Raw genomic sequence first — 15,493 nt, 5'->3', positions numbered from 1 at the left:
CCGTTAATCACCCGCAAGAGACCGGATCAGGGCGGCGCCGTTCATTGCCCTTCCGCGTTCGACGGCGCCCGTGCAAGCCGCTGCAGGATATCCTCCCGCCGGCGCTGCGCCTCGAACCGGGCAAGCCCGGCATCGCGCCGGAGAATGGCATAGATGATGTTGTGGCGCTCCTGCTTCCAGCGCTCGGCGCCTTCGGCTCCCGGATAGATCGGCACGCGGACATGCGAGGAATAGTGCTCCATGGTCACACGGGCGAGCATCTCCATCAACGGCCGGTCGACCATCGCGTATATAATGTCCTGCATCTCCTGCTCAAAAGCGCCCCGTTGCTCGGGCGTGTTGCAGGCGTCGATCTGACGGCCATGATCGCGCAGCCGTTCGCGAAGCGCCTCGTCAGTCGCAAGCGCGGCTGCGGAAATCAGGTCGCAGTCGAGCAGCGTCATGATTTCGATGGCCTCATGCTCGCGTGACCGGTTGACCTGGAGGAAACCCGCCATGGCCCGCCCCAGCGACGCAGCGTCGGGGCGGGCGCCGTAGTAGCCACCGCCGTTCCCGCGCTTGACCTTCAGGAAACCCTCATGCTCGAGAACGCGCGCGGCCTGCTGCACCGTCACGACGCCAACGCCCAGCCCCTTTGCAATGTCGGGAAGGGAGCCGATTTGCGTACCGGAATCCTGTGCGAGGATCATCTGCTTCATCCGGTCGACCGCGCCGGAGACCAGGCCTTCCTTCGATGGCTTTCGCGCCATTTGCACATTGCTCCCAAGGTTCGGCCCGCGGTGCAGGGCCATCCGCGTTCCATCCACGCAAGCCGCATTCTCTTCAAGAGGAATTCTAATAATGCAGGTTTAAAAGAGATATTGGTGCCGTTACGCCGGAAATGCCCGATTGACTCGCTTATAACACACCTATTATGAACTTCGCAGAGACGGCGAAGGCACGAACCTCACGCCGCCCCACGGTGAGAGGTGTAGACATGGCGAAGCATCAGGCGGCCAATGCCGCCGTCCAACAGGTCCTTGACGCTCTGGTCGAGGAGGGCACCGAAATCGGCGTGCAGGTTGCGGCCTACCTGAATGGCGAACTGGTGGTGGATGCCTGGGCCGGAGTTGCCGATCCGGCCACGGGCCGCAAGGTAGATGGCGGCACTCTGTTCAATGTGTTCTCGGTGACCAAGGCCGTCGCGGCGACGGCGCTTCATGTCCAGGCGGAACGCGGCCTTGTCGATTACGACAGTCCGGTGGCGCGTTACTGGCCCGAATATGGCTCGAACGGCAAAGAGGCCGTTACCGTTCGCGATGCGCTCTCCCATCGAACCGGCACGCCGCAAATGCCGCCTGCGGTAACGCCCGAGATGATGTGCGACTGGGACGCGATGACCGCCGGAATCGCCGCGCTGGAGCCGATCTTCCCGGTCGGGCAGCCCGCCTATCAGGCCTTATCCTTCGGTTGGGTGGTCGGCGAAATCGTTCGCCGCACCGACCCGGAGCGGCGCAGCTTCCGGGATTTCGTGGCACAGGAAATCGCCGGCCCGTTCGATATCGAGGATTTGTGGATCGGTGTCCCGGAAGCAGCCGAACCGCGCATCGCCAGGCTTGTCGATGCGCTGAACATGCAGCCGCCGCCGGCAGGTACGGTCCTCGAAAAGGCAATGCCGTTCGAGGTCCGGCTCGCGCCCGATATTTTCGAGCGGGAAGACGTTCGCCGGGCGACTATCGCCGGCGTCGGCGGGATCTTCACGGCACGCAGTCTCGCACGGTTCTGGTCGATCCTCGCAAATGGCGGCGAGCTTGACGGGAAACGGCTGCTATCGCGGGAACGCGTGGCGATGAGTTGCCAGATGCGACCGGGCGGCACGCTTCCCGACCCGGTTTTCTTCGGCATGCCGATGCCACTCAGTCAGGGCGGCTACTGGATGTATGACGGCCAGTCGCCGCTCACCATGGCGCTGGGCGCGGCCACTGCGATCGCATGTCCGGGCGCAGGCGGTTCGCTGGGCTGGGCCGATCCGGCGACAGGCCTTGCCGTCGCTTTCTGCCACAACCGGATGAGCGCGGCGGACGGCGCAAGCGCCGTGGGCAATGCGATCCGCACGGCACTGGGTCTTGTTTGATGCGGCCTTCCTATGACTATGTGATCGTGGGCGCCGGCTCTGCCGGGTGCGTGCTGGCCAATCGCCTGTCGGCCGATCCCCGCAACTCGGTGCTGCTTCTCGAATGCGGCCCATCGGACCGTAACATGCTCATCACTGTTCCGATGGGACTGGCGAAGCTGATGGGGCCCGAAAGCCCCTACATCTGGCGCTATATGGCTTCTCCGGGGGGAGGCCGCCCCGCCGAGTTCTGGATGCGCGGACGGACCCTGGGAGGGTCGAGTTCCATCAACGGCATGGTCTACACCCGCGGCGCACCCGACGACTATGACGGGTGGGAGGCCAACGGCGCGCCGGGATGGGGCTGGCAGGATATCGGGCGCTGCTATGCGGAGATAGAGCGCCATGAACTTGGCCCCGCGCCGTCGCGAGGCGGATCAGGCCCCTTGCAAGTCAATCTGTCGCCCAGCGACGATCCGCTGTTCCGGGCAACGATCTCGGCCGCGGCCGCCCTTGGCAATCCCGTCGTCGAGGACACCAACAGCGTCGAGGCAAACGTGGCCGGCGGCTTCGGTCGGCAGCCGCGAACGATCTGCAAGGATGGCAAGCGCTTCAGCGCCGCGCGCGCCTTCCTCAAACCGGCGATGCGGCGCCGGAACCTCGATGTAGTGACGGATGCCGAAGTCCTGTCGATCGCGTTCTCAGGCCGACGTGCCACCGGCGTGCATGTCCGCCATCGCGGACGCACGTTCAGCATCACCGCCGGGCGGGAAACCATATTGAGCGCAGGCGGCCTCAATTCGCCGGCCATTCTCCAGCGCTCCGGCATCGGCCCCGCCGGACTGCTGCGCAATCTGGGCATCGACGTCCTGGTCGACCGCCCGCAAGTCGGCCGCAACATGAGCGATCACCGTACCCTGCCGGTGCAGTACCGGGTCAGGCGCGGGGGCAGCAACAAGGGGCTTCAGGGGCTCGGGCTAATCCGTTCGATATTGACATACGGCCTGCTGGGACGGGGCCCCCTCGCCCGCTCCACCTTTGTTGCAGGCGGCTTCATCAAGACCGATCCGGCACTGAAACTGCCCGATGCGCAGATCGGACTGGGACCGTTCACCTCCGGGCGCGAAGGCGTCAGTCCCTATCCCGCGATCACGATCTACGGCTATACGCTGCGGCCGGAAAGCCGGGGCGAACTGGAAATCACCTCCAGCGATCCGTCCGCCCCCCTCAGGATCGATGCCAATTACATGGCCACTGCCTATGACCGCGAGAATGCGGTCGCGATCCTGCATTACATTCGCAAGCTCGCAGCGCAGCCTGTCCTTGCCGAACATATCGTCGAGGAACTGATCCCCGGGCCCTGCGCGATCAGCGACGAGGAATTGCTGGAAGCCACGTTCAAACATGGTTCCACAGGCTTCCACGCCGTGGGAACCTGCCGGATGGGATCGGACGACGAAGCCGTGGTCGACCCGGAACTGCGCGTGCGCGGTACCGAGGGGCTCAGGGTCGTCGATGCCTCGATCATGCCGTCGATCACCGGGAGCAACACCAATGCCCCCACCATGGCGATCGGTTGGCGGGCCGGCGAAATCATCCTTGCCAACCATGCTGCCTGAATGGCCGAAAGGAACGTCCCGATGAACCCGTCCGAAGTGGCCGATCGCTATTTCGAAGCCATTCGCGCCCGCGACATCGAGAGCCTGCTCGCTCTTTACGCCGACGATGCCACGGTCACGCTCCCCAACGGCAGCCTGATCGAGGGAACGGTGGCCATCCGCGCATTCCAGACTGACGTGTTCAATCGCGGCGCGCCAATCCCGACGCCCGGTTCCCGCGTGATCGGCCCGCAGGCGGCAGCCGTGGAAATCAAGGCACGCCTGCCTGACGGAAGCCTGCGCAGCACGGCGAATTTCTTCTATCTCAATGGCGAGAACAGGATCGAACGTCTTTGCATCTACGCGCAGGGAACGTAATCCCGCGCTTCCATCGCGTAGATCGCGAAAACCCATCTCCCGCAATGCCGGCTCGCGCGACGCGTGTATCCGGTTATTTGCATGCCCCCATGCGTCTGTGTCCTAATTGCAACGTAATTCACAAATTTTACACCGATATTGCGAACGCCTCTCATTATCGAATAAGCGCGTGCCCAACATCGACATCGACGAGGGGTGAAATCGAAATGAAGCAAACAGGAAAGCTCGCGCTGTGCGGCGTAGCGATGATCGCACTGGTCGCGATGCCGACGGGTGCCTTTGCAGCCGAAGCAGATTCGGACCAGGACAACACGGCGAGCGAGATCCTCGTCACCGGCTCGCGCGCCGGAACGAAGACCGATACGCCGCCGATCCAGGTGCCGCAGCCTGTCACCGTCATCACGGCCGACCAGTACCTCTCGCAAGGCGCGATCAGCATCAGCGACACGGTGAAGTATGCCGCAGGCGTAACCGCCAACGCCTATGGCCGCGACACCCGCGTCGACAGCTTCGTGGTTCGCGGCATCGAGGCGCTGCAGTTCCGCGACGGCATGCGCGATGTCTACAGCTTCTATGCCAGCATCACGTCCGACCCTTACAACTTCTCGCAGGTCGAGATCGTGCGTGGTCCCGCCTCGGTGCTGTTCGGCCAGGGCTCGATCGGCGGCCTCGTCAACCTCGTGACCAAGGCGCCGACTTTCGAGACGCGCGGCGAGATCAACGCGACTTACGGCAGCTATGACCGCAAGGAAGTCTACGGCGACGTCAACCTGGCCCTGAGCAACACTTTCGCCTTCCGCCTCGTGGGCCGCGCCCGCGACGCGGACACTTATGTCGATCATGTGCCCGACGACCGCGTGTTCGTCGCACCCTCGCTTCGCTGGCAGCCGACGCCTGACACCGACGTGGTGCTGACGGGTCTCTATCAGGAGGACGACACCGGCTCGACCACGCAGTTCCTGCCGATCGTCGGCACCTTCCGCCCCAACCCCAACAATGCCGAACATCTCGACCGCTACACTTTTGTCGGCAAGCCGGGCTGGGACCGCTATGACGGCCGTCTGCTCCAGGGTGGCGGCAGCATCACGCACCACTTCAACGAGAACATCACGCTGAGCCTGAAGGCGCGCTACATCGACAGCGACCTCGACTATTTCACGCACTACGCCAACAGCTACAGCAACCCGACGAACCCCTACCTCGATCCGGAAGGCCGCACGATCGGTCTCTACAGCGATGCCACCGTCGCGCGGATGAACGTCTTCTCGACGGACAACAACCTGCAGTTCAACTTCAACACCGGCGCCAATATCGAGCACAAGCTGCTCGTCGGCATCGACTACGCCTGGAACCGGGTGAAGAAGCGCGGCGGCAGCGGCTACGAGGTCATCGACCTCTACGACATCGACTACGACGCCCTCACCATTCCCGCGATCGGCGCCGACTGGACCACCTCGGGCCAGAAGCAGCTCGGCGTCTATGTGCAGGACCAGATCCGTTTCTACGACCGCGTCTCGATCGTGCTCGGCGGACGTCATGACCGCGTCGACAATCGCGGCGGCGGGATCGACAAGGCCACGACCTTCCGCGCGGGCATCATCGGCGAACTCGGCGCGGGAATTTCTCCGTTCTTCAGCTATACCGAAAGCTTCCTTCCGGTCAGCGGCATCAACACTGTAACCGGCAACCTGCTTACCCCCCAGACCGGGCGCCAGTTCGAAACCGGCCTGAAGTGGCAACCCAATGCCCATGCCCTCGTCACCGTGACGGCGTTCCACATCAAGGAACGCAACCGTGTTCTCTATGGCGAGAACAACTCCGTCACCCAGTCCGGGCAGCTCACCACCAAGGGCATCGAAGTGGAAGGCAACTACACCCTGCCGGGCGACTTCGAGCTGCTGGCCAACTACGGCTACAACAAGATCAAGGCCACCCAGAGCCTGGACTACCTGCCGCGCCAGACCGCTTCGTTCTGGGCGTCGAAGAGCTTCGGCCTGTCCGAAGACGCGCAACTGCGGCTCGGCACCGGCGTGGTCTACACCGGCAAGCGTCGTTCGGTCGGCAGTGCATGGACGATCATGACGCCCGACTACACCACGGTTGACGCTCTGGCCGAGATCAGCTGGGACAAGTGGCGCTTCTCGGTCAACGCCACCAACCTGCTCAACAAGCGGTACTATGCCTCGTGCCTGGCCCGTGGCGACTGCTTCATGGGCGCGCCGCGCAACATCATGGGCACGCTCGGCTTCCGGTTCTGACAGGAGCGACGAACGGCCTCCGGCTTGCAGCCATGCAGCCGGAGGCGCTCATGCCAATCCTGTCGCCGCTTACCCCATGCCTGCCTGCAGGAACGCGCCCGGAGCTTGACTTCGGGCGCATTTGCGCGTGCTTCAGGAATGGAAGAAATACGCGCGCCTTTTCCGCGTGACAGGTGGCCTGGGAGCACAGCATGACCGGAATGACAGTGTCCCGTTCGCCGATCTCTTTGCATCGTCTTGCGGGACCGTCGCGAGGTGTCATGCTGACGGCGGCCCTGCTGGGCTCTACGCTCATGCCTGCGGCCGCCAGAGCCGACGAACCGGACTATTGCCCCGACCGCCCCGGCATCGGCACGCCCGCATGCACGCTCGAACCGGGGCGGGCTTCCGTCGAAATCGGCATGGGAGACTGGACACTCGACAAGGACCGGCAGGAGCGACAGGACGTCTTCGAAGCGGCGGAACTGCTTGTCCGTTACGGCGTGGCCCGGCATGCGGAGATTCAGGTCGGCTGGACTGCCTTCGGCTGGTCACGCACCCGCGATCGCATGACAGGCGATGTGGAACATCGCAGCGGTTCCGGCGACGCCACGTTCGCGCTGCGGCGAAACCTGCTGAACCCCGACGGATCGGGCCTGTCGATCGCCGTGATGCCTTACATATCGCTTCCCGTTGGCCGTCAGCCGATCGGCGACGGTGATTGGGCCGCAGGCGCGCGCGTACCGCTGTCGTACGAACTTTCCGACAAGTGGAGCCTCGTCACCACGTCGCAGTTCGATGCCGCGGTTGACGAAGATGGCGACGGCCGACATTTCGCCTTCGACGAAGTTGTCGGCGCGTCACTCAAGATCGGGGAAGCGCTCAGCGCAACTGCCGAGTATGAAGTCACTGCCGACCATGATCCGCAGGGCCACAGCGTTGCCCATGTTTCCGGGCTTTCGTTAGGATGGCAGCCCACGAAAGACCTTCAGATCGATGCCGGCGCCAACGCCGGGCTGGACCGGGACGCGCCGGACCTGGAGCTCTATTTCGGCCTCTCGCGCCGGTTCTGACCGCGCTTTTCCCGGTTTACATCCATCGGCACCCGTTCACGGTGCCGGCAAGACATTTCGGCACCGCACAAGGCGGCGCCGAAATGCGCATCGCGATCAGCTCAGAAGCGCTTGCTCACCCCGAACTGCACGAAGCGGCCAAGGGTGTTGCCGTTGATATAGCCATCCTGCGAAGGCGTGATCGACTGCTGGATGTAGCGCGGCGGATCCTGATCGACGACATTGTCGATGTTCAGCGTGAACGAGAGGTCCTTGAAGATCCCCTCGCCGGGGACGTCATATTTGAAGAACAGGTTGATAACGTTGAACGACTTGACCCGTGCCTGTTCGCCTGCAGAACTGACAGCAGGATCGAGGTCATAGCCACCGGTGTGATTCCAGGTGACCTGGGCCCGCAGGCCGCTGATCGTCGTGCCAAGCACGGTGCTGAACTTGAAACGGCTGTTGTTGGCGGCGAGCAAGTCGCTGAAGGCCGCCCCTGCGATCGGCTGCTGCTTGCGGTTCAGTTCGTAATTGGCATTGAACCCCAGATCGAATGAGCCAAAGCCCGCATCGAGGCGGTAGCTCAGCGCGGCATCAAGACCATCCAGTTCCACATTGGCGAAGTTCCGCTTGCGAGCATCGAGGATGGCATAACAGCCGGTTGGGCCGGTGCCTGCGACCGAGCACCCGGAACCCACGATCGTATCCGACTGGGCAAGGTAGGAATCGATCTGGGCCTGCGTTGGATTGACCGTGATGACCGAGCCGAAGTTCGTCCAGAAATCAACCTGATTAGTGAAATTCGGCAGATTTATCAGGTTCTTGAATTTGATATTCCAGTAAGTGAGGCTGAGATTGAGCCCCGGAACGAATGGCGGCTCGATATCGAAGCCGAGCGACCACGTGGTGGCCTTTTCCGGCTTGATATCCGGCGCACTGCCAAGCACGACCGCCACGTTGCTGTTCTGCGGGGCAGGATAGGTGCCGTTGGCAACGAGGCTGGCCGGCGGCAACAGGAATGAGAGCCCATTGACCTGGTTATAGGAAGTCACGTCGGTTTCCGGCCTGTCCGCAAGGCTCGGCGCCACGAAGGATTTGCCCCACGATCCGCGCAACTTCACCCAGTTTACCGGTCTGTAAGTGACGCCGATCTTGGGATTGAAGGTATTGCCGAAATCGGAATAGTCGTCATATCGGCCGGAGAGGGAGACGGTCAGCTCGCGCATTCCCCCGAACCCGTTATCCACCCCGAAAATCGGCACCACCATTTCACCGAATGCCGATTTGGTGCTGCGGGAAAGCGTGACGACCGGAAGGTTTGCGTAAGGCGCGATGACCGTCACACCGTTATAGACGAGCCCTTCGTAACCGGTGTTTTCCGTGCCGGGCACAATGGAGCCCTTCTGGGAGCGCAATTGTTCGTGATTATACTCGACACCGCCGGCGAACTTCACATCTCCGCCCGGCAACCTGAACAAGGCGCCATCGAGGATCAATCGGCCGTTGATCAGTTGCTGGCGCGTGCGTCCGAACGATTCAAAATTGCTGAGGACATCGAGCCCCAACTGGCTGCTTGAATTGATGTCATAGGGATTGAGAAGACCGGTAGCGATAGCACGCGGAACCGCGGTGGAATTGTATTGCCCGACGATGTTCTGAGTCGTGCTTTCGCCATAGCTGCCCATGCCACGAAGTTGCCACCCCTTGCCGAGCTCCGCCGTGAACGTCGGCGTCACGCCCCAGGTACTGAGCGACAACCTCTGTTGCTCCGTGTCGTCTCCGCCGTAGGAATACGAAACCTGATGGATCTCGAACGGATTGGCCGGATTGACCTTGTAAGCCGCCATGTATGGGCTGGGTGTCAGGCCGATAAAGGCGGGACCGATGTATTGGGAATCGTAAATAGGCCCCAGATCCGCAGACACCTTGCGCTGGGTGAACCACGCCCGGACGTCGACCTTCAGCGCTTCGTTGAGGTCCTGCGAAAAGCCCGCGAAGACCGAATGGCGATTTTCGCTCGGATAGATCGGCGCACCGTCGCTTTCGTCGCACTGGTTTGCGGTGTTCGCCGTCGCCGTGGCGGAAGTATAGGGCAGCGCATAGACCGTGCCTGACGGAACCAGTTGCACGTTGCCCGGAGTGCAGCGCAGGCTCGTGATCGGGAAGGGAACGCCGGAAATCGTCTTGGTATACATCTTAACATAGTCACGATCCCGGCCGTAGATCGCTCCGTGTTCCGAATAGTTGTATGAGATGTAGATCGATCCGGTGTCCCACGACTTGCCCGCCGTCATATTGGCATCGAAAGCGTGGTAGTCGTCCGCGAATCCATAGTGGGAATCCACCATGACGCCGTCGAATTTCTTGCGCGTTATGAAATTGATGACACCCGCGACAGCGTCCGAACCGTAGATGGCGGAGCCGCCGTCGGGAACGATCTCGACGCGCTCGATCACGCCAGGCGGAATGATATCGGGATCGGGGCTGGTAGACTGGATTCCCATGCCGACGATGCGGTGCCCGTCGAGAAGGACAAGCGTGGGAGAGCTGCCCGCAGTCTGAAAGCCCGGAAGATTGCGCAGGTTCGGGCGGTTTGTCGTCACGTTGTTAAAAGCGCCTGCCGGCTGCTGGAGCGAGTTGAACTGTCCGAGTTGCGGAATTGTCTGCAGCAATTGCGCGGTGGTTGTAACACCAGTCGATTGAACGGCCTCCTGCGACACATCGATGACATTGGTGCCCGCCGGCGCCACGCCGCGAATAAGAGTGCCCGTGACCACGATTTCCTGGATCTGGCGATCGGTCAGTTGATCCTTGCTGTCATCCTGAGGCGGCGGGCTATCGGCCTGGGCAAAGGCCGGGATAGCCAGGCAGAATGCAGAGGCCGCGACCCCGCCTTTCAGAACGACGACAAACCGCAAACGGCTGCTCGATTTCTTCATATTTATTTCTCTCCCGTACTTTATTTTATTTATATTTCGACGAATAAAATCATAACTTCTTGCGCATATTTCGCGTCATATCGTTGTATAATTCATTTCACCGATAAGACACTTCGGAAGGGCGTCGCTAGAAATCGACAACTCGCACTCTTCCTCCCGATGCTGATTGCTGGATATCGAGTCGTTTCACCGAGCCCTCCCCTGCCCGGACATATCGAGTCGGAACCATATATACCATATAGTCGGTAAGTCTAAAGCTGTGCGGACGGATTATTCGAGACCCGAACCTCAAGGGTTGCCTTGACCGTCAAAGCAAGATTCAGCCTTTAAATTTTACCGAATGGTTGGTAGACATAACAGGTCGATATTTGGGCAGGGGACAAAAAGCATGCGCCTATCATCTCGGATCGCTTTGTGGACCGGAACGCCGTTACTGATCGCCGCGACAGCGACGGGAAACCTCGGCAACGGCGTAAATGCGGCCGCTACGCCGACATCCCCGCCAATCGCCGCACCGTCATCGCGCGCGAATGCCGGAATCACCGATGGTGTCGCCGCCCCGAGCATGGCCGAACTGTGCCAACCTGCCGCGATCCAGGCCATTGCGGCAAAGCTGGACATCAAGGTTACGATCGGGAAACTGCCGTCCGAAGAGCAACCAGGCCCATTCCTTGAAGGCGGAACGCGTTTCACACCGGCCCGCGGCGACCTTCCCGCCTATTGCCAGGTCACCGGCAGCTTCGTCACCAACCCTGCCACCGGCAAGACGGCGAACTTCCTCGCAACCCTACCGATAAGCTGGAACCGGAAATACCTGCAGCTTGGCTGCGGCGGGCATTGCGGGACATTTGCGGTAAGCGATGCGGCATCTCCCACCATCACCATCACCAATCAGGGCAAGCCCGGTGACAGCATCAGGAAAGGCTACGCCTCGTTCGCGACGGATGAAGGCCATGCCGGCTTCACGCAAGGCAAGTGGGCGATCAAGGGGCCTGGAGAGATCAGCCAGGATTACCTCGACGACTATCTCTATCGCTCGCAAAAAGTCCTGGCGATGATGGGCAAGGAATTCACGACCGCCTTCTATGCCAAAGCAAGCGGAACTGCCCAAAAGATCGCCTATTCCTATTTCTGCGGCTGCTCGGGCGGCGGGCGCGATGCTCTTGTTGCGGCAGCCTACTTTCCCGAGGCTTTTGACGGGATCGTGTCGGGCTCACCTTATGCGAATCTCGCCAATCTCGCATTCCTGACCACCGGCGCCTCACTGGCGACGGTACGCTCGCCCGATGCGGGCCTGCCAGCATCGCTTGTGGCCCAGATCAACCCGCTTGTCATGGCGAAGTGCGATGCTGTGGACGGTGTCAAGGACGGCCTCATCCAGAACCCGGTGGCCTGCGACTTCCGGCCTGAAAAGGATCTGCCGCGCTGCAGCGATAACAAACCCGGTCCCAGCTGCTTTACGCAGGCGCAGATCGAAAGCGTCAGCACCGTTCTGACCGCAGCCACGGACAAGGAAGGGCGCGTCGTTCAGCCCGGCTATTCGGTCAGCGAACTGCAAAACTCGCTCATGCTGCCGCCGGCCAACGCGGGCACTGCAAATCCCTGGCCCGATACAGGCAATCCGGCAACCGGTGCCGCCAACGGCATGGCGCTACTCGGAGACACCGTCATCCGCATCTTCTCTCACCGCAATGATCCAAAGTTCGAGACCACATCGGTACTTTCGTTTGGCTCTGGTGGCACCGGGCCCGTTACCGGTTTCCGGGTAATCGCACCGGCAACGGAAGTGGCCAGGGCGAATGCAGCGCTACGCATGGGTATCGGCGATATTCCGAAGAACGCCGCAAAACTCATCAAGAGCAATCACAAGATGATCCTTTGGGTGAACCTGAGCGATCACCTTCTTACCCCATACATGTCCGTCAACTACTACAAGAATCTTGCGAAGACGTTCGGCGGCTATGACAAGCTCCACAAGAACATCCGCATGTTCATGTTGCCGGGCACCGCGCATTGCAGTGGCGGCGGGATCGGAGAAGGCCCCGGCAGTTTCGACGCGCTGAGCGCCATCGAGGCATGGGTGGAAAGAGGCCAAGCGCCCGACAGCCTTCCCGCCACGCTCTACAAGGCGAACCAGTTCGGCGTCGATTTCAAGCAGCCTCTCGGCCGCACCATGCCACTTTGCAAATTTCCCGAAATGGCGCGTTACAGCGGCGAAGGCGACGTAAAGGATGGTGCGAACTGGAGTTGTGTCCCCGGCGACAGAGGCATGCTGAGGATCGGGGAATCCGGGCGTCAGGCCGGGGTCATCGACTGACGGCTGCCTGGCGGCGGGCACCGTAACCTCGCCGCCTGCTTGGCTCAGTTGCGCCCCTGACAGTTCGCTTGAAAATTGCGTCTCTTCGGCGTCAATCGCTCTCGAAAGGAACGATCGCACGGACCGCACGCTCAAGCGTCTGCCCCAGATCGAAAGATTCCGGCTTGTCATACCAGCGACGGGCAAGTCCAAAAATCAGGGCGTAGCACATTCTGGCTGCTTCTTGAGCATCGACAGCCCAGGGAGCAAGCAATTGGCCGAAGAGATCCTCCGTCTCCTCCGCGCGCGCGAGGAACCAGGCGTGGGCAGGGTGCGCAGGGTCCATGGCGTCGGTTTGCAGGACGATGAGAAAACGCCCCAGCTCCGGAATTTCCCGGTAACGCTCGATGATCCGTCGCAACAGCCGCACCATCGCGACATAGGCGTCTTCTCCGTTTCCGCTTGACGCCTTGGTCGCCGCCAGCAGAGGCGCGACTATTACTTCCTCCCGGCTCTCGATCTCATCGACCAGTGCGATAAGCACGCCGTCCTTGGATCCGAAGTAGTGGAGCAGCCCCGCGTTAGAAATTCCGCATTTGCTGGCAAGGCCCTGGATCGTAAAACCACGGGAGCCGATCTGACCGATCTGGCGGATTGCCTCATCGATGATCTGGGCGCGACGAACCGCAGCGTCTTCGCGGTTCCCTTTTTTGATCCTGGTTGCCATCAGGCACCTTTACCGATCAGTCAGTAAAACGCGCAAGGTTTATCAAACACGATCGCTGTTGTTATCACCGGGAGGTTTTCGGTCAACGGCATTCGTTTCTCAAGATCTCGGCCAGGGCCTGCGGCCTCGTAATCATCGCCTGATGGCCGGCATCGATGCAAATCACGCGGTCCACAGCAAACCGTTCGGCAAAGCGCTCCTGCCATTCCACTGGCAATATCCCATCCTTCAGGCAAACGACATAGCTGGCTGGAACGGCCTCGTGATGATCGTACCGCCAGCACGTAAAGTCGTAGGTAGCAAGCGGCCAGCGATCCACTCCAAGCTTCGCGAGAAATGCGCTTTTCTGTAAGTCATCCATATCGTTGCAGAACATCTGCGGGTAACGCGCCGCCAGATCTTCTGTCTTGGGATCGAACGGCCAGCCGACTTCATCAGGCCTCGCTCCGTGCATGCCCTCCCCCATCATCGCGCGCACGCTTTGCCCGGGAAGAGGGATCGAACATGTGACGTAGACCGCCCTCCGAAACAGGTCCGGCCGCCGTTCCAGCATCAGCGACATGACTTGCCCGGCCTGGGAATGTCCAACGAGCATCGCCGGCCCCATGCCGGCGACCTCGATGTCGGAAAGCAGCTCGGCCGCGACCTCGTCCAGACCGATGCCGCCATCGAGCCGCTCTCTTTTTGACCCGCAACCCGGGACATCGACTGCAAAGGTACGAACTCCAGGGGCCTGCAGTCCCAGTGCCGCGATAGTATCGCCCCACACCCAGCTTCCCTGTCCGCCGCCGTGAACGAAGACAAATGCCGGCTCAGTCTCCAAGTCCTGCTTCTCCCGATTTCGTGCGCGAAACTATCGATGCGCTTCGCCGCGCGAAAGACGCCACAGGCTGCGCCAGCTACATACCGCAGGAGCGGAAAAGGGATCACATCACGCAAGCACCCTGTCAACGAGAGGCAGGACGTGGTGCTCCGATACGTCCGTCAGGTGTCAAGGCGAGAACGCTCCCCATCAGTATTCTGACCAGGTCTGTTTGCCCGCGCGCGCCCGTTTTGGCGAAAATGCGTTTCGAATAGCCACGGACTGTCTCGACCTGCAAATCCAGCTGGCAAGCGGCCTCGACAATGGACCGTCCTCGGCAGATTTCCAGCGCGAGCCGGGCTTCCCTCCGCGTGAGTCGAAAGAGGTCCATCAGTTGCTCGCAGCGATCGGCGGTGCCCCAACTGTCACCGTGCACGTAAGCTACGATCACCGGCTTGCCTATCGGTCCGAGCAATCTGTGCGGTGCGGGCACCAGTAGCATGTCGAACCAGGGATCGCTCGAGAGGGAAACGGCTTTGGGGCTTGCCTCCAGCTGCGATGCCATTGTGCGGATCGTGGCAAGCAGTGTCCTTTCGGCAGCCCGGTCGGCAATTGTCAGCCTTCCCCTGGGCGTTCGTCCAATCACCCCGGATTCGCGAAGCAGCATTTCACCGACTGGATCGCTGTCGACGATCCCACCGCCTGCATCAAGGGCAATCCAGCCGAACTGGAGCCTGCGAATGGCCTCCTCCGCAAGCGAAGCGGTGAAGCGTTCGCGTTCAAGGACGATGTAGTTGCGCAGGACGCTTCTCAGTACGGGAGCCAAAGCGCAAAGCAAGCGATCGGTCTGCACATCGAACGAGCGGCTCAGACTGACGATCGTGAGGCGCGCATCCACGCCGCCGGCTTCCCGCACACGCATCTGCCGCAGGTCCGTCACACGGTGTGTTGTCACGAGGTCGGCGTAGAACGCCTCATGTTCGCCCCGGTCGAGCGCGATAAGCTCCTGAAGAGAATAGGCTCTGCCTTCCTGCATCAACTCGCTCGCCGTCGGATTGCGATCGACGAAGTAGCGGCGATAGAGTTCGTTGCTGTCTTCCACATGCATGTCGCCCGAAACGAGTTGCAGGCAATCGTCCTGTTTCCAGCCGGGCGGCTGACACAACAGCACGACGAAATCCGCGCCGCTTTCACGAGCGAGCAGCGAAAGAAACGAAGCCCACAGAGGCTTTTCATATGCGCCGTCAAGCAGCGCCTGGGTCATTTCGCCAATGGCTGTTGAAACTTGCATGCGCTCCTGCCGCGCTTGGCCACAGCCCCCATTTGGGGGTTTTTCATCTCGGATACCTGCCTCAGGAAGGCGCAAACG

General features: G+C 61.3%; 11 protein-coding genes. 6 read left to right on the top strand and 5 right to left on the bottom strand.

What is annotated here, in order from left to right; all coding sequences use genetic code 11:
- Positions 1-41: 41 nt before the first annotated feature.
- Positions 42-749 (bottom strand): FadR/GntR family transcriptional regulator, encoded by a 708-nt coding sequence (locus tag ACXJ16_RS18540; RefSeq protein ID WP_443478801.1) that lies wholly within the window; start codon positions 747-749, stop codon positions 42-44.
- 227 nt (positions 750-976) lie between these two features.
- Between ACXJ16_RS18540 and ACXJ16_RS18535 the strand changes: the two genes are divergently transcribed.
- The 5 genes from ACXJ16_RS18535 to ACXJ16_RS18515 all read left to right on the top strand — a co-directional run bounded on the left by ACXJ16_RS18535 (position 977) and on the right by ACXJ16_RS18515 (position 7,378).
- On the top strand, positions 977-2,113 hold the full coding sequence (locus tag ACXJ16_RS18535) for a serine hydrolase domain-containing protein (RefSeq protein WP_463922990.1): 1,137 nt from the start codon (positions 977-979) through the stop codon (positions 2,111-2,113).
- Positions 2,113-3,711, top strand: coding sequence for a GMC family oxidoreductase (locus ACXJ16_RS18530; RefSeq protein ID WP_463922989.1), 1,599 nt, complete (start codon positions 2,113-2,115; stop codon positions 3,709-3,711). Before ACXJ16_RS18535 ends, ACXJ16_RS18530 begins: the two co-directional genes overlap by 1 nt.
- Positions 3,712-4,068 (top strand): YybH family protein, encoded by a 357-nt coding sequence (locus tag ACXJ16_RS18525; protein ID WP_292635939.1) that lies wholly within the window; start codon positions 3,712-3,714, stop codon positions 4,066-4,068.
- 206 nt (positions 4,069-4,274) lie between these two features.
- On the top strand, positions 4,275-6,326 hold the full coding sequence (locus ACXJ16_RS18520) for a TonB-dependent siderophore receptor (protein ID WP_443478798.1): 2,052 nt from the start codon (positions 4,275-4,277) through the stop codon (positions 6,324-6,326).
- Positions 6,327-6,586: 260 nt separating this feature from the next.
- Positions 6,587-7,378, top strand: a complete 792-nt coding sequence (locus ACXJ16_RS18515; protein WP_463922988.1) for a transporter — start codon at positions 6,587-6,589, stop codon at positions 7,376-7,378.
- A gap of 101 nt (positions 7,379-7,479) precedes the next feature.
- Here ACXJ16_RS18515 and ACXJ16_RS18510 read toward each other — a convergent pair whose 3' ends face one another.
- Entirely contained in the window at positions 7,480-10,299 is a 2,820-nt protein-coding gene (locus tag ACXJ16_RS18510; RefSeq protein ID WP_443478796.1) for a TonB-dependent receptor domain-containing protein, read from the bottom strand.
- A gap of 388 nt (positions 10,300-10,687) precedes the next feature.
- Between ACXJ16_RS18510 and ACXJ16_RS18505 the strand changes: the two genes are divergently transcribed.
- Positions 10,688-12,616 (top strand): tannase/feruloyl esterase family alpha/beta hydrolase, encoded by a 1,929-nt coding sequence (locus ACXJ16_RS18505; protein WP_443478795.1) that lies wholly within the window; start codon positions 10,688-10,690, stop codon positions 12,614-12,616.
- A 91-nt stretch (positions 12,617-12,707) separates the two neighbouring features.
- On the opposite strand, the gene ACXJ16_RS18500 is transcribed toward ACXJ16_RS18505, so the two are convergent.
- The 3 genes from ACXJ16_RS18500 to ACXJ16_RS18490 all read right to left on the bottom strand — a co-directional run bounded on the left by ACXJ16_RS18500 (position 12,708) and on the right by ACXJ16_RS18490 (position 15,415).
- Complete coding sequence (locus tag ACXJ16_RS18500) at positions 12,708-13,322, bottom strand: TetR/AcrR family transcriptional regulator (protein WP_054435387.1); 615 nt, start codon at positions 13,320-13,322, stop codon at positions 12,708-12,710.
- Between the two features lie 82 nt (positions 13,323-13,404).
- Positions 13,405-14,145, bottom strand: a complete 741-nt coding sequence (locus tag ACXJ16_RS18495; RefSeq protein ID WP_443478794.1) for an alpha/beta fold hydrolase — start codon at positions 14,143-14,145, stop codon at positions 13,405-13,407.
- 124 nt (positions 14,146-14,269) lie between these two features.
- On the bottom strand, positions 14,270-15,415 hold the full coding sequence (locus ACXJ16_RS18490; RefSeq protein WP_463922987.1) for a helix-turn-helix transcriptional regulator: 1,146 nt from the start codon (positions 15,413-15,415) through the stop codon (positions 14,270-14,272).
- Positions 15,416-15,493: the final 78 nt, after the last annotated feature.

The sequence above is a fragment of the Novosphingobium sp. TK71 genome, from assembly GCF_055361505.1.
This window is presented reverse-complemented; position numbering and strand designations above follow the sequence as displayed.